19 protein-coding genes are annotated in these 19,951 nt (G+C 63.8%); 3 read left to right on the forward strand and 16 right to left on the reverse strand.

Annotated elements, in window-relative coordinates; genetic code table 11:
- Positions 1–5: 5 nt before the first annotated feature.
- Positions 6–269 (forward strand): hypothetical protein, encoded by a 264-nt coding sequence (locus BO74_RS12295; RefSeq protein WP_496442663.1) that lies wholly within the window; start codon positions 6–8, stop codon positions 267–269.
- Between the two features lie 82 nt (positions 270–351).
- Here the strand turns inward: BO74_RS12295 and BO74_RS12300 are convergent, their stop codons facing one another.
- From BO74_RS12300 to metG, 6 genes are all read right to left on the reverse strand, one after another.
- Entirely contained in the window at positions 352–954 is a 603-nt protein-coding gene (locus BO74_RS12300; RefSeq protein WP_496442664.1) for a peroxiredoxin, read from the reverse strand.
- An 82-nt stretch (positions 955–1,036) separates the two neighbouring features.
- On the reverse strand, positions 1,037–3,028 hold the full coding sequence (locus tag BO74_RS12305; RefSeq protein ID WP_496442665.1) for a sensor domain-containing protein: 1,992 nt from the start codon (positions 3,026–3,028) through the stop codon (positions 1,037–1,039).
- Between the two features lie 135 nt (positions 3,029–3,163).
- Positions 3,164–4,093: a DMT family transporter gene (locus tag BO74_RS12310; protein WP_496442666.1), complete on the reverse strand. Its 930-nt coding sequence runs from the start codon at positions 4,091–4,093 to the stop codon at positions 3,164–3,166.
- Positions 4,094–4,141: 48 nt separating this feature from the next.
- Positions 4,142–4,450, reverse strand: a complete 309-nt coding sequence (locus BO74_RS12315; RefSeq protein ID WP_496442667.1) for an acylphosphatase — start codon at positions 4,448–4,450, stop codon at positions 4,142–4,144.
- A 5-nt stretch (positions 4,451–4,455) separates the two neighbouring features.
- The gene (locus BO74_RS12320; RefSeq protein ID WP_496442668.1) at positions 4,456–4,671 is read right to left on the reverse strand and encodes a hypothetical protein; all 216 of its coding nucleotides are present in this window, start codon (positions 4,669–4,671) and stop codon (positions 4,456–4,458) included.
- A gap of 42 nt (positions 4,672–4,713) precedes the next feature.
- Positions 4,714–6,813, reverse strand: a complete 2,100-nt coding sequence (gene metG, locus BO74_RS12325; RefSeq protein WP_496442669.1) for a methionine--tRNA ligase — start codon at positions 6,811–6,813, stop codon at positions 4,714–4,716.
- A 131-nt stretch (positions 6,814–6,944) separates the two neighbouring features.
- Between metG and apbC the strand changes: the two genes are divergently transcribed.
- Positions 6,945–8,036, forward strand: a complete 1,092-nt coding sequence (gene apbC, locus BO74_RS12330; RefSeq protein ID WP_496442670.1) for an iron-sulfur cluster carrier protein ApbC — start codon at positions 6,945–6,947, stop codon at positions 8,034–8,036.
- Between the two features lie 76 nt (positions 8,037–8,112).
- Here apbC and BO74_RS12335 read toward each other — a convergent pair whose 3' ends face one another.
- Positions 8,113–9,255 carry a glycerate kinase gene (locus tag BO74_RS12335; protein ID WP_496442671.1) on the reverse strand — a complete coding sequence of 381 codons (1,143 nt, stop codon included), beginning with the start codon at positions 9,253–9,255 and terminating at the stop codon, positions 8,113–8,115.
- A gap of 128 nt (positions 9,256–9,383) precedes the next feature.
- Here BO74_RS12335 and BO74_RS12340 point away from each other — a divergent pair, with 128 nt between their 5' ends.
- Complete coding sequence (locus tag BO74_RS12340) at positions 9,384–10,532, forward strand: sugar diacid recognition domain-containing protein (protein WP_496442672.1); 1,149 nt, start codon at positions 9,384–9,386, stop codon at positions 10,530–10,532.
- Between the two features lie 6 nt (positions 10,533–10,538).
- Here BO74_RS12340 and BO74_RS12345 read toward each other — a convergent pair whose 3' ends face one another.
- The 9 genes from BO74_RS12345 to BO74_RS12385 form a co-directional block, all read right to left on the reverse strand.
- A complete protein-coding gene (locus tag BO74_RS12345; RefSeq protein ID WP_496442673.1) occupies positions 10,539–11,579 on the reverse strand; it encodes a GMP reductase in 1,041 nt (346 codons plus the stop codon).
- 33 nt (positions 11,580–11,612) lie between these two features.
- Positions 11,613–12,365, reverse strand: a complete 753-nt coding sequence (locus BO74_RS12350; RefSeq protein ID WP_496442674.1) for a M48 family metallopeptidase — start codon at positions 12,363–12,365, stop codon at positions 11,613–11,615.
- Entirely contained in the window at positions 12,349–13,092 is a 744-nt protein-coding gene (locus BO74_RS12355) for a lysophospholipid acyltransferase family protein (protein WP_496442690.1), read from the reverse strand. Before BO74_RS12355 ends, BO74_RS12350 begins: the two co-directional genes overlap by 17 nt.
- Positions 13,092–13,628, reverse strand: coding sequence for a D-glycero-beta-D-manno-heptose 1,7-bisphosphate 7-phosphatase (gene gmhB, locus BO74_RS12360; RefSeq protein ID WP_496442675.1), 537 nt, complete (start codon positions 13,626–13,628; stop codon positions 13,092–13,094). Before gmhB ends, BO74_RS12355 begins: the two co-directional genes overlap by 1 nt.
- Positions 13,625–15,709, reverse strand: coding sequence for a glycine--tRNA ligase subunit beta (glyS, locus tag BO74_RS12365; RefSeq protein WP_496442676.1), 2,085 nt, complete (start codon positions 15,707–15,709; stop codon positions 13,625–13,627). The genes gmhB and glyS overlap by 4 nt, the downstream gene beginning before the upstream one ends.
- 1 nt (position 15,710) lies before the next feature.
- Positions 15,711–16,601, reverse strand: coding sequence for a glycine--tRNA ligase subunit alpha (gene glyQ, locus BO74_RS12370; RefSeq protein ID WP_496442677.1), 891 nt, complete (start codon positions 16,599–16,601; stop codon positions 15,711–15,713).
- 84 nt (positions 16,602–16,685) lie between these two features.
- Entirely contained in the window at positions 16,686–17,591 is a 906-nt protein-coding gene (locus BO74_RS12375; protein WP_496442678.1) for a D-hexose-6-phosphate mutarotase, read from the reverse strand.
- A gap of 30 nt (positions 17,592–17,621) precedes the next feature.
- Entirely contained in the window at positions 17,622–19,109 is a 1,488-nt protein-coding gene (gene lnt / locus BO74_RS12380; protein WP_496442679.1) for an apolipoprotein N-acyltransferase, read from the reverse strand.
- Complete coding sequence (locus tag BO74_RS12385; RefSeq protein ID WP_496442680.1) at positions 19,096–19,932, reverse strand: CorC family transporter; 837 nt, start codon at positions 19,930–19,932, stop codon at positions 19,096–19,098. The genes lnt and BO74_RS12385 overlap by 14 nt, the downstream gene beginning before the upstream one ends.
- Positions 19,933–19,951: the final 19 nt, after the last annotated feature.

Here is a 19,951-nt window from a genome sequence, read left to right on the forward strand (position 1 = left end):
TGTTGATGAGCAATCTTTGGCGGGGATGTGCGCTGTTCGTAGCTGTTCTGCTTGTTTCGGCTTGCAGCAGCAAGGTCAGTCTCGAGAATTACAACAAGCTGCGCGCAGGCCAGTCCTTCGATGAAGTGAAGGCGCTGCTCGGTGATCCGTCACGCTGCGATGAGGCTCTGGGTGTGCGTGTTTGCTTCTGGGGCGACGAAGAAAAAGGAATCAACGTGAACTTTGCAGCGGGCAAGGTTATCCTTCATGCGGCAAAGAATCTCAAGTAGCGGGTTTCAGGCGGCAAACCCGTCAGCAAAAAAAGGCCACGGAATTTCCGTGGCCGATTTTTTGGCGCACTGAGTCGGGCGCTTACAGTTCCTTGGAGTGTGCCGCGAGGTATTCGGCCACGCCGGCCGTCGAGGCTTTCATCCCCGGTTTGCCCTTGTTCCAGCCGGCGGGGCAGACTTCCCCGTGCTCTTCGGTGAATTGCAGTGCGTCGACCATGCGCAGCATTTCATCGACGTTGCGGCCCAGCGGCAGGTCGTTCACTACTTGGTGGCGCACGGTGCCGGCCTTGTCGATCAGGAATGAGCCACGGAAGGCTACACCGGCCGGGCTGAATTCGACGTCGTAGGCGCGGCAGATTTCATGCTTGACGTCGGCAACCAGAGGATACTGGACCTGGCCAATCCCACCCTGGTTTACCGTCGTGTTCTTCCACGCGAGGTGGGTGAATTGCGAATCGATCGACACGCCGATGACTTCGACGTTGCGCTTCTTGAATTCGTCGAGGCGGTGGTCGAAGGCGATCAGTTCCGACGGACAGACAAAGGTGAAATCCAGCGGGTAGAAGAAGATCACCGCGTATTTGCCCTCGATTTCCTTGGAGAGCGTGAAACTGCGAATCGTGTTGTCGCCCATTACGGCATTGGCGGTGAAATCAGGGGCGGGTTTTCCAACGAGAACAGCCATGTTTATCTCCTTGAATCGGTTGTTGTGAAAAAACAGCTAACGCTAGCCGGCAGAAGAGCATCCGGTGAAACGGCTCGCGCGTTTAGTCAGGTCGAATGACCGTTGAGTTCCCCTCTTCGTAGAAACAGATCCGGTTGCGGCCTGATTGCTTGGCAGCATACATGGCGATGTCGGCCATCTTGAGCACTTCGCCTTGTGACGCCTCGTGATTGATGAACAGCGCGACGCCGATACTAGCCGAACAGCGGTGTTCAATGGTTTTTAGTCCCCCGTCGTCCGCTTGGGCGGCAATCACGTAGGAACGCGCGAGAGCGGTGCGGATCTTTTCGGCGACGGCGCGGGCTTGCGAAGCGGATTCGTCGCGGTTTGCATCCAGTTCTCCAATCATGATGACAAATTCATCGCCGCCGAAGCGGGCGACGGTGTCAGCTTCGCGCACGCACTTGGTCAGGCGTTCGGCGACTTCGATCAGCAGCAGGTCGCCCGCTTCGTGACCATGCTTGTCGTTGAGCGGCTTGAAATTGTCGAGATCGGCAAACATCAGCCCGCAATAGCGGCCGCTGCGCTTGCTGGCGGCCATGGCGCGGCTCATCCGGTCGTTGAGCAAACGACGGTTGGGCAGCCGTGTGAGCGGGTCGAAAAAGGCCAGTTGCCGGATCTGCTCTTCCATTTCCTTGCGTTCGGTGATGTCGGTATGAATACCGATCATGCGTAGCGGACGTTGTTTGTCATCCCATTGCACGACTTTGCCGACCGAGCGGATCCAGCGCCAATCGCCTGCTTTGGTGCGCCGACGGTATTCCATCGAGCATGGCGCATTTCCGGCGATGCAGCCTTCCAGCGCGGCGAGCAAGGCATCGCGCTCGTCGGGGTGAACGTGTGCCAGCCAGTTCTGCAGGTCACTGTTCAATTCCTCCGTCTCGTAGCCGATCATGTGCGCGTACTCCGGGCTGACGGTGACGTCGCCGCTGCGCAGATTTACGTCGAACCAGCCCTGATTGGATGCGGTAAACGCCAAGCGCAACCGTTCCTCGCTCTCGCGCAGTTTTTCTTCCGCTTGCTCGCGCTGGGTGATGTCGTGAATGATCGAGAGAAGAATCGGCCGGCCGTTGCGTTCGAGCGGCGTCGTATGGACCTCGACGTCACGAATTTCGCCCGAGGCGAGGCGATGGGAGAAATAGAACACTTTTCGTTCGTCGCAGGCGGCGCGCTGACGTTCCTCTGCGATACGTTCTGGAGGGAGGATATTGATCTGCTCGATGCCCATCTGCAGGAGTCTTTCGCGCGGATAGCCGTAGAGCCGGCTGGCGGCCATGTTCGCGTCGAGGATCCTGCCGCTGGATTGGTCGACGAGCAGCATGACGGAGGTGTTGTCGTCGAACAGCTTGCGCAGATTCGCCTCGTTGCTCCGCAGTTCGTTCTCGATCCGTTTTCGTTCGGTGATGTCCCGCGAAATGCCGAAGACGCCAGTGATCCGGCCAGCCACGTCGCGCAGCGGCCCCATGGTTACGGAATAAATCTGCTCACTCTGTCCGGTTCCGAGCGTGCTTTCGAAGGCGCACAACCGGCCTTGGCTGATGACTTCCTGGTCTTGTGATCGGAGCTGTGCGGCCTGCTCCGGCGGCAACACCGCATAGTCGTCCTTGCCGAGGATGTCGTCCGGATCCCTGCCGACAGTGCGTCCGCCTTCCCGGTTGCAGAGCAGGTAACGGCCGGCGAGATCCTTGGCGAAGATGACGTCGCTGGAACTGTCGACGATTGCCGCGAGCAGTTGGTCGGTACGCTGGCGCTCTGTCTGTGCCTCTCGTGCGCTCAGCGCATGCGTCTGTATCTCGGTGAACAAGCGGCGCGCGAGGAGATAGAGCAACAGCGTTGTGACGGCGACGAATAGCCAGCCTTTCAGCAGACTGATCAGAACGATGGTGTCGGGATCAGCGAACAGAAGTCCGACGGCCTTGTCGGAAAAAAGAATCCAGAGAAACGAAAAAACCGCGTAGGTGGCCACCAGCTTGCCGGCTGCCTTTGCCGCCTGGGATGCCTGTCTGGCGCGCTGCGTCGCTTCGTCCGGGGTCATGCGCTTCCTCGCTCTCCCTTGGTCGCGGCGACATGGGCGAGTGGCGCCGCATAACGAGTAACTGCTTCATTTTAGTGCGGATCCGACGAAAAATGCTTGGAACTATCAACGAGACAGCGCACCGTGGTGGGAGGTTCAATCGCCGCCTGGTGTGTCGCTCAGGAGGCGTCGCGATTCCCTTTCTGAGAGGCGCTGGTGGTTAGCGCAATAGATGCCGCTGATCAGCAGGATGGCGATGCCGGCGAGCGAGACGCGGTCGGGAAAATTGCCGAAGACGACATAGCCCACCACCGTCACCCAGATCAGCTGCGTGTAGCTGAACGGCGCCAGGCGTGACGCGGGGGCGAGGGTGAAGGCGCGGATCATGATCAGATGACTGCACGCGCCGAGCAGGCCGGCCGCTCCGAGGAGCAGCAGATGCCACGGATCGCGCGGAGTAACCCAGCCGCCGGTCGGAAGTAGAAGGACCAGCGAGAAAACGAGCAGGCCGACCAGGCCCGGGTAGAAGAGCATGGCGTACTGGCTGTCCTGGCCGGACAGCTGGCGTGTCATCACCTGGTAAGAGGCGAAAAAGGCGGCGTTGAGCAGCGGCAGTAGGGCGGCCCAGGTGAAGACGTCGCTGCCCGGGCGGATGATCAGCAGGACGCCGCCGAAGGCGAACAGGATCGCGACCCAGCGGCCGGTTTCAACTTTTTCCTTGAGAAATAGTGCGGCGAGCACGGTGAGCAGGACCGGCGCCAGAAAGGCGATGGCCGTGGCTTCGGCGAGCGGCATGTAGGAGATGGCGGTGACGAAACAGAAACTGGCTCCGGAAAGCAGCAGGCCGCGCAGGAACTGCAGGCACATCCGGGCGGTACGCAGGCCCGCAAGCCCGCGCCTGGGTACGACAACCGCAATGAACAGGATGACGTGGATCAGGAAGCGCGACCACAGGATCATGCTGACGGGGTAGAAACGCGACAGGTACTTGGCGATGGTGTCCATGCAGGTAAACAGCATGACGGTGGTCAGCATCAACAGCATGCCGCGAAAGACGGGGGAGAGGCGATCAGTGTCGGCGTTCATGGGAGAGGTTCGGCCGCGGCGGCCGGCGTTGGGGTCAGGGGGCTGGGGTCAGTACGTCGGTTTCTGGATGAAATTCCCCGTGCCGGGTTGGTCCGGCGCGTCTGGTTCGTCCTGCCAGGTGACCCGGTCAACGCGGGCGTGCGGCGGGCCGCGGTGTGCCCAGGCGGTGAGTGCATCGACGGCCTCGGCGGGGCCGCTGATCAGGGCCTCGACGCTGCCATCTGCGCGGTTGCGCACCCAGCCGTCGAGGCCGAGTTCGCCCGCCTTCTCCATCAGCGACCAGCGGAAACCGACGCCCTGCACGCGACCATGAATGACGATCCGGCGAGTGATGGCGTTAGGGGCCGGGTCGGACATGGGGGCTAGTGGCGGTTTGCGTTGCGGAGCAGCTCGCGCAGGATGCGCGCCGCAGCCCAGAACATCAGCAGCAGCCCGCCGGCAATGGCCGCGCCGGCCCCGAGCGGGCCGGTCGGAAAGTCGGGGATGAACAGCGGCTGGCCGTGCGCGAACCACATGGCGCCCGTGGCGAGCAGCACCATCCCCGCGATATCGACGACGGCGAAGGCCAGGATCGGCAATGTCAGTCGCGGTCGGAAGGATGGTGGCGCTTGCATGGCGCTTTACTTCACGCGCATCCCCGGCTGGGCGCCGGAATCAGGGGCGAGCAGGAAGATGCCCGGCGTCTTGCCGTCCATGTCCGACGCGGCGAGGATCATCCCTTCGCTCATGCCGAACTTCATCTTGCGCGGCGCGAGGTTGGCGACCATCACCGTCAGGCGGCCGATAAGTGTCGCCGGGTCGTAGGCCGACTTGATGCCGGCGAAGACCTGGCGTGGTTTTTCCTCGCCGACGTCGAGCGACAGGCGGATCAGCTTCTCGGCGCCTTCGACGTGGCCGGCGTCGATGATCTTCGCCACTTTCAGCTCGACCTTCATGAAGTCGTCGATCGAGATGTGCGGGCCCGCTTCGGCTGTTGCCTTGGCGGCTTCGGCGGCCTTCTCCTGCTTCTCGGCGTGCTTCTGCGGTGCGGCCTCCGGCACCGGGGCCAGGGAGATCTTGTTGGCTTCGACCAGCGCGGTGATCAGCTTCGGATCGACGCGCGTCATCAGGTGGCTGTAGGCGTTGATCGTGTGGCCGGCCGGCAACGGCGTCACCGCGTCGGTCCAGGTCAGCGGCGCGATATTGAGGAAGGCTTCGACGGCTTCGGCAACTTTCGGCAGCACCGGTTTGAGATACAGCGTAAGCAGGCGGAAGGCTTCGATGGCTTCGGAACACGCGGCGTGCAGTTCGGCCTCCTTGCCTTCCTGCTTGGCGAGTTCCCACGGCTTCCTGTCGTTGACGAAGACGTTGGCGGTGTCGGCCAGCGCCATGATTTCGCGCAGGGCGCGGCTGAATTCGCGCGCCTCGTAGGCCTGGGCGATCGACGCGGCGGCTTCGCGCAGCGGCTTCAGCCACTCGGCGTCCGTGGCGGCGAGCTTGCCGTCGAACTTCTTGCCGATGAACCCGGCGCAACGGCTGGCGATGTTGACGTACTTGCCGACGAGGTCGGAATTGACGCGGGCGATGAAGTCGTCGAGGTTGAGGTCGATGTCCTCCATCGTGGCGTTCAGCTTGGCGGCGTAGTAATAGCGCAGCCACTCCGGGTTGAGCCCGGTCTTCAGGTAGCTCTCGGCGGTGATGAAGGTGCCGCGCGACTTGCTCATCTTGGCGCCGTCGACGGTCAGGAAACCATGCACGAACAGGCCGCTCGGCGTGCGGTAGCCGGCGTGCTGCAGCTCGGCGGGCCAGAACAGCGCGTGGAAGTACAGGATGTCCTTGCCGATGAAGTGATACAGCTCGGTCTGGCTGTCCGGCTTGAAGTACTCGTCGAAGTCGAGCCCTTGCTTGCCGCAGAGGTTCTTGAACGAGCCCATGTAGCCGATCGGCGCGTCGAGCCAGACGTAGAAGTACTTGCCCGGCGCATCGGGGATCTCGAAGCCGAAATAGGGCGCATCGCGCGAGATGTCCCAGTCGGTCAGCTTGTTCTCGCCCTCCGTGCCGAGCCACTCCTGCATCTTGTTCGAGGCTTCGGATTGCAGGCGTCCCGGTTCGCGCGTCCAGCGGCGCAGGAAGCTCTGGCAGGTCTCGCTGGAGAGCTTGAAGAAATAGTGGTCGGAATTGCGCAGTTCCGGCGTTGCGCCGGAAACGGCGGAGTACGGGTTCTTCAGCTCGTTGGGCGTGTACGCTGCGCCGCAGGACTCGCAGTTGTCGCCGTATTGGTCCTTGGCGCCGCATTTCGGGCACTCGCCCTTGATGAAGCGGTCGGGCAGGAACATCTGCTTGACCGGGTCGAAGTACTGCTCGATCGTGCGCTTCTCGATCAGGCCAGCATCCTTCAGGCGACCGTAGATGGTGTTCGAGCATTCCTGCGTTTCGGGCGAATGCGTGCTGTAGAAATTGTCGAAGGCGACGTGGAAGCCGGCGAAATCCCGCGAATGTTCGCCGTGCACCCGATTGATCAGGGCCTCGGGCGTTATGCCGTCTTTCTCGGCGCGCAGCATGATCGGCGTCCCGTGCGTGTCGTCGGCGCAGCAGTACCAGCACTCCGCAACCTTGTCCTTCGGCTGCATCTTCTGGAAGCGCACCCAGATGTCGGTCTGGATGTATTCGACGAGGTGACCGAGGTGGATGGCGCCATTGGCATAGGGCAGGGCGGAGGTGACGAGAATTTTGCGGGACATGGGCTGCGGTCCTTGATTTTGTTGGGTTTCGGCGAAACGCGGAAAAATGAGCATTCTAGCAAAGTGCAGCCCTGCCCGTTTTCGGGTAAACTGGACAAAATTACTCGGGTATCTCAGCAAGGAGTCTCAAAATGGCAGTTACCGTCGAGGCCGTCCAGGCGGCGCTCAGCAGCTTCGTTGATCCGAATACACAGAAGGATTACGTTTCGACCCGCGCGGTCAAGAACCTCAAGGTCGAGGACGGCAAGGTCTCGTTTGACATCGAACTGGGTTACCCGGCGAAGACGCAGATCGAGTTGATCAAGTCGGCTGTCGTCGATGCCGTGAAGGCGGTGCCGGGCGTGACCGGTGTCGAGGCCAACGTTTCCGTGAAGATCGTCGCGCACGCGGTGCAGCGCAATCTCAAGCCGCTGCCGGGCGTGAAGAACATCATCGCCGTCGCTTCGGGCAAGGGCGGTGTCGGCAAGAGCACGACGGCGGTTAATCTCGCCTTGGCACTCTCCGCCGAAGGCGCGAAGGTCGGTCTGCTCGATGCCGACATCTATGGCCCGTCGGTGCCGCAGATGCTCGGGCTGACCGGTCAGCAACCGGAGTCGGAAGACGGCAAGACGATGGAGCCGATGCAGGCCTTCGGCCTGCAGGCGATGTCGATCGGCTTCATGGTGGACATCGATTCGCCGATGGTCTGGCGTGGCCCGATGGTCACGCAGGCGCTGGAGCAGTTGCTCAGCCAGACCAACTGGCAGGATCTTGATTATCTGGTCGTCGACATGCCGCCGGGGACCGGCGATACGCAGTTGACGCTGGCGCAGAAAGTGCCGGTGACCGGCGCCGTGATCGTTACCACGCCTCAGGACATCGCGCTGATCGACGCGCGCAAGGGGTTCAAGATGTTCGAGAAGGTCGGCATCCCGATCCTCGGCCTGGTCGAGAACATGAGCATCCACATCTGCTCGAAGTGCGGGCACGAAGAGCACATCTTCGGCCACGGTGGCGCCGAGCGCATGGCGCAGGACTACGGTGCCGAACTGCTGGGCGCCCTGCCGCTGGAACTGGAGATCCGTGAACTGACCGATGCGGGCAAGCCGACCGTCGTCGGTGCGCCGAATTCCCGCGCCGCGGAGATCTACCGGGCGATCGCCCGCCGCGTCGGCGTCAAGATCGCCGAGCGGGCCAAGGACATGAGCAGCAAGTTCCCGAACATCGTGGTGCAGAACACCTGACGTCCCTGCAGTCGAAGTTCAAAAGAAGGGGCGCGTCGTGGATAACGACGCGCCCCTTCTGTTTTTGATCGTTGGTTCAGCGCAGGGCAGGCGCTGCCTTGAGAATCCGGCACAGGCGCTCCGTGCCGGCCTCGATCAGCGTTGCGCCGTCACGCATGCATTCTTCGAGCGAGAGCGGCCGGTCGCAGATGCTCATGACCGCGTCGATCCCCTGCTCGAGGACGTCGTTGGCGCCTTGGCCAAGCCCGCCGGACAGGCAGAAAACCGGCACGCCGAACGTTTTGGCGACCTTGGCCACGCCGACCGGCGCCTTGCCGTAGGCGGTCTGGAAGTCGGTCCGCCCCTCGCCGGTGATCACGAACAGGGCGTCCTTGACGACATCGGCGAAGCCGACGGCCTCCAGAACGATCTCGACCCCGGGGCGCAATTTCGCCGGGGTGAAGAACATCAGGCCGGCGCCGAGTCCGCCCGCCGCGCCGGCGCCGGGGAATTCGGCAACGTCGCGGCCGGTGGTCTGCTTCGCGATTTTGGCGAAGTGCGCCAGCTTTCCGTCGAGTTCGGCGACGATTTCCGGCGTGGCCCCCTTTTGCGGACCGAATACCGCGGAGGCGCCGCGTGGCCCGCACAGCGGATTGTCTACGTCGCAGGCGACGATCAGTTCGACATCCGCAATGCGCGTATCCAGTCCCTGCATCTCGATGCTTGCCAGTTGCGCCAGCGCCGCGCCACCCGGTGCGAGTTCCTGATCGTTGGCGTCGAGGAAGCGGATGCCGAGCGCCCGCGCCATGCCGGCACCGCCGTCGTTGGTGGCGCTGCCGCCGATGCCGATGATGATCCGGCGCAATCCGGCGTCGAGCGCGGCGAGGATCAGTTCGCCGGTTCCGTAGGAAGTGGCGTTGCGCGCGTCGAGCTTGTCCTTCGGCACGAGCGGCAGGCCGGACGCGGCCGCCATTTCGATGACCGCCGTTTTCCCGTCGCCAAGGATGCCCCAGTGGGCCCTGATGCGATCGCCCAGCGGGCCGGTGACCTCCGCGTAGCGGATTTCGCCGCCGGTGGCGCTGACCATCGGCTCGACGGTGCCTTCACCGCCGTCGGCGATCGGGATCTTCCTGACCGTCGCTTGCGGGAAAACCTTGTGAATACCACGTTCCATGGCGTCCGCGACGCCGATGGCCGAAACGCTGCCCTTGTATGAATCCGGTGCGACGATAATTTGCACGATAGCCTCCCTGGAAAAGTGCCCTATCGTAGCGGGGACGGGGGGAAGATTCATCGTGCGATTGCACAATTTATCGTTCGTTTTTCGTGTATAAGCTGTGTTTTCTCCCGTTTTAAGCGTGAATTCTCATGGTTCTGCTGGAGCGCGCCCTGGCGCAGGAAATCGTCGAGCGGACGATGAAGATCGTTCCGTTCAACGTCAACGTGATGGATGTCCACGGCGTCATCCTGGGTAGCGGCAACCCGGAGCGCATCGGCGAACTGCATGCCGGCGCACGTCGGGCGCTGGCCCAGTCGCGCACGGTGGAGGTCGATGTGGCGGTGGCGCGCGGCCTGGAAGGTGCGAAGCCGGGGGTCAATATTCCCCTGGCGGTGCGCGGCCAACTCTGCGGCGTGGTCGGGGTTTCCGGTGCGCCCGACGAGGTGCGCCAGGTCGGCGAACTCGTGCGGGTGATGGCCGAAATGATCCTCGAACAGGCGCAGTTGCTGCGCGAACTGCAGCACGAGAAGCGTTACCGGGAGGAATTCGTCGATCAGCTCATTTCGCCGGGGGCGACTTCACGCGCCGACCTGGAGCGCTGGGGTGGCCGGCTTGGTGTCGATTTTCGGGAACGCCGCGCGGCCGTGGTGCTGGAACTGCTCGACGAGACGATTGCTCCGGATCGCGCGATGGCCGAATTGCAACGCTGCCAGCAGCAGCTGGCCGCGACGGAACCGGCATTGTTGATGTCGGCCGTGTCGCCGCGTGAACTGGTGATGTTGCCGGTTATCGTCGGTGGCGATGATGCGGGCGGGCTTGCCGCGCGGGCAAAGACGAGGCTGTTCGAACTGGAGGCGGCGATGCGTCCCGCGTTGCAGAGTCCGGTGATTTTGAGCATCGGGGTGGCCCTGTCCGGAATCGATGGTGTCCCCCTGTCGTATCAATGCGCGAAGCGGACGGCCCGGGTTGGCCGGAGCCGCGACGGGAGTGGCCGACTGTTTTCCTATTACGACCTGAGCTTCCCCGTGCTGTTGTCCGGGCTTGGTGCCGGATGGCAGGCGGAACAACTGCGCTTGCCGTTGGAGCGCCTTGCTGCGGGGGACGGGCGTGGCACCCTGCGTGCCACGCTAGTCGCGTGGTTCGCGCAGGATTGCTTGGCGGAGTCCTCCGCACGGCACTTGGGGATTCATCGCAACACGCTGGATTACCGCTTGCGCCGGATCAGTGAAACTACCGGTCTCGATCTTGCGCGGATCGACGACCGGCTGATGCTTTATGCTGCATTGCAGCTTGAATGAGGTGAATCAGGAAGCGCCGAATACCTCGTTCAGCTGCTGGGTGACGCGGACGAAGGTCGTGCGCTTGGACAATTCCTTGAGTTTGCGGGCACCGACGTAGGTACACGCCGAGCGCACGCCGCCGAGGATGTCCTGCAGGGTGTTCTCGACCGGGCCGCGGTAGTCGAGCAGTACTTCCTTGCCCTCCGAGGCGCGGTAGCCGGCGACGCCGCCGGCGTACTTGTTCATCGCCTCGCGCGAACTCATGCCGTAGAAGCGCATCTTGCGCTCGCCATCGACTTCGACGAGTTCCGAGGCGCATTCGTCGTGTCCGGCCAGCATGCCGCCGAGCATGATGAAATCGGCGCCGGCGCCGAAGGCCTTCGCGAGGTCGCCCGGCGAGGTGCAGCCGCCATCGGCGCAGATCAGGCCGCGCAGGCCGTGCGCGGCGTCGGCGCATTCGATGATCGCCGACAGCTGCGGGTAGCCGACGCCGGACATCTTGCGCGTGGTGCACACCGAGCCGGGGCCGATGCCGACCTTGACGATGTCGACGCCGTCGAGGATCAGCTCCTCGGTCATCTCGCCGGTGACCACGTTGCCGGCCATGATGGTGATCGTCGGGAACGCCCTGCGCAGCTTGTGGATGAAGCTGATGAACGCCTTGGTGTAGCCGTTGGCGACGTCGACGCAGACGTTTTCGATCGTGCCGTTGGCTTGATCCATCACCCGCTGGAACTTCTCGAAGTCGGGCGTGGTAATGCCCATCGAATAGAACGTGCTGCCGCCCGCCGGCGGCTCGGTGAAGAAGGACAGCAGATCGGACTCGTCGTAGTGCTTGTGCAGTGCGACGGCGAGCTTATGCCGGGCCAGCGCGCGGGCCATCTCGAAGGTGCCGGTGGTGTCCATGTTGGCGGCGATGATCGGGATGCCGTGGTAGGTTTTCTGCGAATGCAGGAAGACATAGTCGCGCGAGATGTCGACTTCGGAACGCGAGGTCAGGGTGGAGCGTTTCGGGCGGATGAGCACGTCCTTGAAGTCGAGCTTGATGTCCTGTTCGATGCGCATGGCGGTTCCTCGGGAAAGAGTGAGAGCGGGCGTTCAGGCGAACGTCGGCACGGTGGCGGAAAGTTGCTTCAGCTGGTCGCGAGCAGCCCGGAAATCCGGACAATAGTGCGCAACGATGGCCCAGAAGCGGGGGCTGTGGTTCATCTCGCGCAGATGTGCCAGTTCATGCACGATCACGTACTCGATGATCTGCGGCGGGAAATGGATCAGCCGCCAGTTCAGGCGAATGCCGCTGCGCTGGCTGCAGCTGCCCCAGCGCGTGCGGGCGGAGGAGAGTCGTAGCGGCGGTGTCGCCAGGCCGAATCGGGCAGCGTGATGTGTCAGCGCGGCATGGAAGTGTTCGAGCGCCCGTGCCTTGAGCGCCTTCTGCAGGACGCTGCCGGCATGGTCGGGCGCGCGCAGGCAAAGCATCAGCGTGCTGTCGGTGTTCCACACGGCCCGGTTGTTGCCTTCGGCAAGTCGGATTTCCACCTCGCCGCCGAGACAGGGCAGACGCGTGCCGTCGCTCAGGCGCAGCGGTTCCGGAGAGCGGCGGCTACGCCACTCGTCGAGCTTTTGCCTGACCCAGTCGCCGTGCTTGCGGATCAGCGTTTCGACCTCGATCAGCGGCGCCCGATGCGGCGCGCCGACGCGCAGGCCGCGATGGTCGATGGTCAGTCCGATGGTGCGGCGCCGCGCGCGTCGCAGGATGTAGGGTACGATGCGGTCGCCGAGGGCGATGGTTCGGGGTGTCTCGCCGGCGGCTGATGGGGCTGGGTCAAGCGGCAGCTCAGCTTGCCACGGCATGGGCGCTGTCGGGATAACGGTGCGGCGAAAGGCGGCGCATTTCAGCCTCGATCCACTGTTCGGCGATCGCCGTGACCTGCTCGGCGGTCTTGCCTCGGGTGTCGATTGCCGGCCCGATGCTGACGGTGATCAGTCCGGGTTTCTTGACGAAAGCGTTTTTCGCCCAGAATTCGCCGGCGTTGTGGGCCACCGGGACGACCGGAACGCCCGCCGAAACCGCGAGGTGTGCGCCGCCGGTCTTGAAGCGCCGCGTCTCGCCGGGAGCGATGCGCGTGCCTTCGGGAAAGATGATTACCCAGTAGCCCGCGGCGAGGCGGTCGCGGCCCTGTTTCTCGACCTGCTTTAGCGCGTTCTTGCCGGCAGCACGGTCGATGGAGATCATCTTGACCGCCGCGAATGCCCAGCCCAGGAAGGGAATCATCAGCAGCGAGCGTTTCAGCACGAAGACAAGCGGCGGAAAGATGGCCTGCAAGCCGATTGTCTCCCAGGCCGACTGGTGCTTGGAGAGAATGACGGACGGCGTTGCCGGGATGTTTTCGCGGCCGATGACCTGATAGCGCAAGCCCAGCACGTGATCGCAAAGCGCCATGAAGCCGGCGCGCCAGAAGGCGATGATGGCGAAGCGCGTGCGCATCGGCAGGACGACCGCCAGCGTGACGAGCAGCCCCGCCGGGGCGGTGATCAGGGTGGCGAGCAGGAGGAAGAGCGCGGAACGAAGCAGGGCAATCATGAGGCGAGGATGAAATCGACCACGGCCGCGAGATCGTCAAAAACCAGCGTGCCTTCGGGCATGCCGCCGTCGGCCTGGGTGCCCTTGCCCTTGCCGGAAAGCACCAGAACCGGTTTGGCGCCGGCGCTCGCCGCTGCCTGCAAATCACGCAGCGAGTCGCCGACCGCGTAGGCGTTGCTCAGGTCGGCATTGAAACAGGCCGCGATACGTTCGAACATGCCCGGCTTGGGCTTGCGGCAACTGCAGTTCGAGTCGGCCGAGTGCGGGCAATAGAAGATCGCGTCGATCCGCCCGCCAACAGCTTTCACGGCGCGATGCATCTTGTCATGGATGGCGTTCAGCGTGTCCATGTCGAAGAGGCCGCGGTCGATCCCCGACTGGTTCGACGCCACGACGACCTTGAAGCCCGCCTGGGTCAGGCGGGCGATGGCTTCCAGGCTGCCGGGAATGGGTTTCCATTCGGCAGGCGACTTGATGAAGTGGTCCGAGTCGAAGTTGATGACGCCGTCGCGGTCGAGGATGACGAGTTTCATACGCCCAGTTTCGAGATGTCGGCTACAGCATTGAGTTGATCGAACAGGGACTTGAGCAGGCCCAGGCGGTTCGCGCGGATCAGCGGCTCATCGACGTTGACCATCACGTCCTCGAAGAACCGGTCGACTTCGGCGTGCACCGAAGCGAGCACCTTCAGCGCGTCGGCGTAGTCCTCGTTGGCGACGTGCGACTTGACAACGGGGGCGATCAGCACCACGCGTTCGAACAGCGCTTTTTCCGCAGGTTCCTGCAACAGGGCGACGTCCGGTTCGGGCAGGCTGCCTTCGGCCTTCTTCAGGATGTTGCCGATCCGCTTGTTGGCGGCGGCCAGCGCCAGCGCTTCCGGCAGGTGCAGGAAGTCGCGCACGGCGGCGAGCTTGGCTGGCACGAGGTCGATGCGCGTCGGACGCTGGGTCAGCACCGCTTCGACGACGTCCTGGCCGTGGCCGGCGTCCTTGAGCAGGCCGCGCAGGCGGTCGAGCATGAAGTCGAGCAGCGGCTCGGCGACCGGCTGCGTCAGCACGCCGGCGGCGAAGCCGGCTTGCGCGTCGGCGATCAGTTCGGCGAGGTCGAGCGGCAGCGGCGTTTCCATCAGGATGCGCAGCACGCCGAGCGCGGCGCGGCGCAGGCCGAACGGGTCCTTGTCGCCGGTCGGGATCTGGCCGATGCCGAAGAAGCCGGTGAGGGCGTCGAGCTTGTCGGCCAGCGCGGCGGCGCAGGCGATGTTGCCGGCCGGCAGCACGTCGCCGGCAAAGCGGGGCTGGTAGTGTGCCTGGATGGCGTCGGCGACCTGCTTGTCCTCGCCGTCGTGCAGCGCGTAGTAGCGGCCCATGATCCCCTGCAGTTCGGGGAACTCGCCGACCATGTCGGTGACGAGGTCGGCCTTGGCCAGGCGCGCGGCGCGCGCGGCCAGTTCAGCGTTGGCCGCGAGGCGGTGGGCTATCTTGCCGGCCAGCGCTTCCAGCCGTTCGACGCGTTGCAGTACCGAGCCGATCTTGTTGTGATAGACGACGTTGCCGAGCTTCTCCAGGCGCGAGGCGAGCGGCGCCTTGCGGTCCTGGTTGAAGAAGAAGCGAGCGTCCGAGAGGCGCGGGCGGACGACGCGGGCGTTGCCGCCGACGATGTGCTTCGGGTCGTCAACCTGCATGTTGGAGACGATCAGGAACTTGTTGAGCAGCTTCTTCGACGCGTCGAGCAGCGGGAAGTACTTCTGGTTCTGCTGCATCGTCAGGATCAGGCATTCCTGCGGCACGTCGAGGTACTCGGCCTCGAATTCGCCGATGTAGATCACCGGCCATTCGACCAGCGCGGTGACTTCGTCGAGCAGGCCTTCGGAGGGGTTGATCGTGGCGTTCAGTTCCTTGGCCTTGGCGTCGAGTTGCGCGGCGATCGAGGCGCGGCGCTCGGCGAAGCTGGCGACGACCTTGCCCTGGGCCTTCAATGCGTCAGCGTAAGCGTCGGCGGAGCCGAGGACGATGTCGCCCGAGGACAGGAAACGGTGACCGCGGGTGATGTTGCGGCTGGTGAGGCCGAGCACTTCGCCGGGAACCAGACGCGCGCCGTGCAGCAGCACGAGGCCATGCACCGGGCGCACGAACTGGTGGTCGGAGTCGCCCCAGCGCATCACCTTCGGAATCGGCAGTTTCTTCAGCGCCTCGGCGACGATGCCGGCAAGCACGTCATCGAGCTTCGCGCCCTGCACGGTCGCCTTGTAGAAGAAGGTCTCGGACTTGCCGTCCATGCGCTTTTCGAACTGCGCGACGGCATCGAGCGGGATCCCCTTGGCTTCGAGCTTTTTCTTCAGCGCGGCGGTCGGCTGGCCGTTGGCGTCCAGGGCAACGGAAACCGGCATGATCTTCTCGAACGCGGTGGCGTCCGGCGCCACGGCGAGTACGCCGGGAACCAGGATGGCCAGCCGGCGGGGCGTGGCGAACCATTCGTAGCTGCCCGTTGCGGAGACGAGGTTGCGGTCGGACAGGCCGATGTGGATCTGCTTGGCGAAGACCTCGCCGAGGCGGGAAAGCGCCTTCGGCGGCAGTTCTTCGGTGAGGAGTTCAACGAGGAGTGTGGCAGTTGTCATCTTATTTGCTCCCCTTGCACATCGGGAAGCCGAGCGCTTCGCGGGAGTTGTAGTAGGACTGGGCGACTTCGCGGGCCAGAGCGCGGACGCGGCCGATGTAGGCGGCACGTTCGGTGACCGAGATGGCGCCATGCGCGTCGAGCAGGTTGAAACAGTGCGAGCACTTCATCACCTGTTCGAACGCGGGCAGGGCGAGATCGAGGCCCATCAGGCGTTTCGCTTCCGACTCGTGGTCGGCGAAGTGGCGGAAAAGGATTTCGACGTTCGAATGCTCGAAGTTGTACTTCGACTGCTCGACTTCGTTCTGGTGGTAAACGTCGCCGTAGGTCAGAACCCGGCCGCCGGCATTGGTCCACACCAGGTCATAGACATTCTCGACGCCCTGCAGGTACATCGCCAGCCGCTCCAGGCCGTAGGTGATCTCGCCGAGCACCGGCTTGCAGGTCAGCGAGCCGACTTCCTGGAAGTAGGTGAACTGGGTGACTTCCATGCCGTCGAGCCAGACTTCCCAGCCGAGGCCCCAGGCGCCGAGGGTCGGCGATTCCCAGTCGTCCTCGACGAAGCGGATGTCGTGTTCCTGGAGGTTGATGCCCAGCGCTTCGAGCGACTGCAGGTAGAGCTCCTGAATGTTGTCGGGCGAGGGTTTCAGTACCACCTGATACTGGTAATAGTGCTGCAGGCGGTTGGGGTTCTCGCCGTAACGGCCGTCCTTCGGCCGGCGCGAGGGCTGCACGTAGGCGGCGTTCCACGGCTCCGGGCCGATGGAGCGCAGGAATGTGGCGGTGTGGAAGGTGCCGGCACCGACTTCGATGTCGTAAGGCTGGAGCAGCGCGCACCCCTGTTTGTCCCAGAAATTCTGGAGACGCAGAATGACTTCCTGAAATGTGGGCATGTAAGGCTTCGGAAAAACGTGAAAAAGACGTGACAAAGCGCGATTTTACTTGCTTTTCACCCCGGCAAGAAAGCGCGGGAAGAGTCAGGCGGACAGCGTCATCGACGTTGTGTAAACGCCTCCCGGCGCCAGCGTCAACGCATGGTCGGCGACGTCGCCGCGTTCCACGCACAGGTAGCCGACATGGTTGCCCTCGCCGAGGTCGGGGATATTCCTGTCGTTGCTCCAGGCGTTCCACACGACGGCGCATCGAGCCTCGGACTCGATGCCGACGTACGTCGAACCCGCGGTGATCGTTTGCCGTCTCGGCACGTCGAGGTAGATGCGGTCGGTCACGCTGTCGATCGTTACTTCGCCGCTCTGCTGCTTCTTCAGGAAATTGTTCATCTTGTCGATGAATGTGCTTCCCTCCAGGCCGGCAACACGGGTCTGGGCGACGTCGGGGACAGCAAAGTAGGTGTGGAAGGCAAAGGCCAGCGGCGCCGGGGTGATGCCGCGGTTCTCGACGCGCAGCGTCATCGTCAGGCGGCTTCCCGTTTCGATCTCCAGACGGAAGGCGAAAGTGTGCGGCCACAGCGCGCTGGTCGTCTCGTCGCCGGCCAGTTCCAGCGTCAGGCGGGTGGCGCCGGTGTCCAGTCGCTCCACCGCCGTGATGGTCCACTCCCTGATTCGGGCAAAGCCGTGCATCGTCTTGCCGTCCGGCCCCGGGCCGAACCAGGGCAGGCACAGCGGGATGCCACCGCGAATCGGCACGCCATCCTGCAGCAGGGTCTTCGGCGAGGTCCACAGCATCTCGCGGCCACCCGCCGGCAGAAAGGACATGACGTGCGCGCCGTGCAGGGCGATGACGCTCCGGCCGAGCGGATTCTCGACGATCAGCATCGGCAGGCCGGCGTCGCCGGGTTGGTGATGGGCCGGGTAGAGTTCGGTGGAGTTGACGCGCCGGATGCCGGCGGCGAGAAGCTGTTGTTCGAGTTGTTGTTCGTTCATGGCGGAATCGATCCGGTGTGGCAAGGACGGTCAGGATAGCGCGTTGCGCCGTCGCATGAAACAGAGGATCAACAATGCCAGGACGACAACCGGCAGGTTGCCCCAGCGGACATACGGCGTGCTGCCGGTGTAGGCGCGGACGTTGCCGCTCAGCGCCGCCCGGGTGAATGGCGGGAGAACGTGATTCACTCGGCCGTCGGCGCCGACGATCGAGGTCATGCCGGTGTTCGTGGCGCGCAGCATCATCCGTCCGGTTTCCAGCGCGCGCATCCGGGCGATCTGCAGGTGCTGCGGCGGGGCCAGCGAATCGCCGAACCAGGCGACGTTGGAGATGTTGATCAGCACGTCGGCCTCCGGCAGTGCGCGGATGATTTCCTCGCCGAAGGCGTCCTCGTAGCAGATATTGATCGCCGCGTTCAGTCCGGCGAGACGCAGGGGTTTCTGCTCTGCCGTGCCGCGGGTGAACTCGGACATCGGGATGCTCGCCATGGCCATGAACCAGGCGAAGCCCGGCGGAATGAATTCGCCGAAGGGAACGAGATGCGACTTTTCGTAACGCTGCTTACCCGAGGCGCCGAGGCTGACGGCGCTGTTGGCGTACTCGTGGCGGTCGCCGGTGACGATGCCGAAGAGCAGGTCGCCGCGTTGGCGGGCGGCCAGCGAGGTCAGCGCCTCCAGGTAATCCGGCGGAACCTCGCTCAGGAAAACCGGCAGCGCGGTTTCCGGCAGCACGGTCAGTTGCGCCGGGTTGTCATGTATCAGGTGGTAGTAGGTGCGCAGCGATTCCTCGAACTTTTCCGGCCGCCATTTGAGGTCCTGGGCGACATTGCCCTGCAGCAGGGCAACGCGAACCGGCTCGCCGTGCGGCGTGGTCCATGGGTATTGGAGAGAAAGATGGCCGCCGAGCATCACTACGGCGATCGCGCCGAGGCTTTTCCAGCGCGTGGCTGGGCGGATTGCCAGGGCGAACAGCCCGCCAAGGAGCGCCGTCAGCCAGGAAACGCCGTAGACGCCGACGATCGGCGCGAAGCCGGCGAGCGGGCTGGGCGGCGTTTGCGAATAGCCGGCGGCCAGCCACGGGAAACCGGTGAGAAACCAGCCGCGCAGCCATTCGGTGAGCGCCCACGCCGCGGCGAAGAACAGCACGCGCTGCCATCCATCGGGGGCGAAGCGAACGAACAGCGCGCCGGCCAGCGCCGGGTAGAGCGCCATTCCGAGGCAGAACAGCAGGGTGGCGAGCCCGGCGACCGGGGCGGGCATTCCGCCGAAGACGCTGAGGCTGACATAGACCCACGAGACCCCGGCGAGAAAGAAGCCGGCGCCGAAACAGCCGCCGAGGATCGCCCCGTCGCGCGCGGGCGCGTTCGTGTCAGTGAGTCGGGATAGCTGGGCGAACAGCCCGGCGAGGGAACACCAGAGGACAGGAAACGCGCCGAACGGGGCGAAGGCAGCAACGCTCACCGCGCCCAGCAGCAGGGCGATCGCCCGGTCTCTCCGGGGAGATTCAGTCCAATGCATCCGGCATCTGCGAACGTCGGGTGACGAGCAAGGTGTACAACCGCCGCCGGTCGGCGCGCAGGACCTGGATGTGCAGGTCGTCGAGGTCAAGCTCTTCCTTGCGCCGGGGAACGCGGCCCAGCTGATTGAGGATGAGACCGCCGAGGGTGTCGTATTCCTCGTCGCTGAAGTTGGTGCCGAACTCGGCGTTGATGTCTTCGATCGCCGTTTGCGCCTTGACGCGGAAGCGGCCGAACTGGTCCTGGCGGATGTTGTCCTCGGTTTCGTCGAAGTCGTATTCGTCCTCGATTTCGCCGACGATCTGTTCGAGGACGTCCTCGATGGTGATGAGGCCGCTGACGCCTGCGTATTCGTCGACGACCACGGCCATGTGGTTGTGCGAGACGCGGAATTCGCGCAGCAGGACGTTGAGGCGCTTCGATTCGGGGATGAATACGGCGGGACGCAGCCAGTCACGCAGACTGAACAGCTTTTCCTTGCGGATGCGCAGCAGGTCCTTGGCAAGCAGGATGCCGATGACGTTGTCGCGGTTGTCGTCGATCACCGGGAAGCGCGAATGCGCCGTGCGGTTGATCTGCTCGATGACCTTTTCCAGCGGATCCTCGATGTCGACGAATTCCATTTTCGCCCGCGGTACCATCACGTCGCGAACCACGACTTCCGATGCGGCCAGTGCACCTTCGGTGATCGACAGGGCGTCGGCGTCGAGCAGGTTTCTTTCGTGGGCGGAGTGCAGCAACTGAATCAGTTGCTCACGATCTTCTGGCTCGCGCAGGAGAAGGGAAGAGAGGCGTTCGAAGAAAGTCGGTCTGTCTGGGTCCATTGTCGTTTTGAGGAAAGTT

It is taken from the genome of Propionivibrio pelophilus DSM 12018 (assembly GCF_059569095.1).

Excerpts from the sequence above, each read along its gene's own strand:
- BO74_RS12295 (WP_496442663.1), top strand. The coding sequence starts at position 6 with ATGAGCAATCTTTGGCGGGGATGTGCGCTGTTCGTAGCTGTTCTGCTT.
- BO74_RS12300 (WP_496442664.1), bottom strand. The coding sequence starts at position 954 with ATGGCTGTTCTCGTTGGAAAACCCGCCCCTGATTTCACCGCCAATGCC.
- BO74_RS12305 (WP_496442665.1), bottom strand. The coding sequence starts at position 3,028 with ATGACCCCGGACGAAGCGACGCAGCGCGCCAGACAGGCATCCCAGGCG.
- BO74_RS12310 (WP_496442666.1), bottom strand. The coding sequence starts at position 4,093 with ATGAACGCCGACACTGATCGCCTCTCCCCCGTCTTTCGCGGCATGCTG.
- BO74_RS12315 (WP_496442667.1), bottom strand. The coding sequence starts at position 4,450 with ATGTCCGACCCGGCCCCTAACGCCATCACTCGCCGGATCGTCATTCAT.
- metG (WP_496442669.1), bottom strand. The coding sequence starts at position 6,813 with ATGTCCCGCAAAATTCTCGTCACCTCCGCCCTGCCCTATGCCAATGGC.
- apbC (WP_496442670.1), top strand. The coding sequence starts at position 6,945 with ATGGCAGTTACCGTCGAGGCCGTCCAGGCGGCGCTCAGCAGCTTCGTT.
- BO74_RS12340 (WP_496442672.1), top strand. The coding sequence starts at position 9,384 with ATGGTTCTGCTGGAGCGCGCCCTGGCGCAGGAAATCGTCGAGCGGACG.
- BO74_RS12345 (WP_496442673.1), bottom strand. The coding sequence starts at position 11,579 with ATGCGCATCGAACAGGACATCAAGCTCGACTTCAAGGACGTGCTCATC.
- BO74_RS12350 (WP_496442674.1), bottom strand. The coding sequence starts at position 12,365 with ATGCCGTGGCAAGCTGAGCTGCCGCTTGACCCAGCCCCATCAGCCGCC.
- gmhB (WP_496442675.1), bottom strand. The coding sequence starts at position 13,628 with ATGAAACTCGTCATCCTCGACCGCGACGGCGTCATCAACTTCGACTCG.
- glyS (WP_496442676.1), bottom strand. The coding sequence starts at position 15,709 with ATGACAACTGCCACACTCCTCGTTGAACTCCTCACCGAAGAACTGCCG.
- glyQ (WP_496442677.1), bottom strand. The coding sequence starts at position 16,601 with ATGCCCACATTTCAGGAAGTCATTCTGCGTCTCCAGAATTTCTGGGAC.
- BO74_RS12375 (WP_496442678.1), bottom strand. The coding sequence starts at position 17,591 with ATGAACGAACAACAACTCGAACAACAGCTTCTCGCCGCCGGCATCCGG.
- lnt (WP_496442679.1), bottom strand. The coding sequence starts at position 19,109 with ATGCATTGGACTGAATCTCCCCGGAGAGACCGGGCGATCGCCCTGCTG.
- BO74_RS12385 (WP_496442680.1), bottom strand. The coding sequence starts at position 19,932 with ATGGACCCAGACAGACCGACTTTCTTCGAACGCCTCTCTTCCCTTCTC.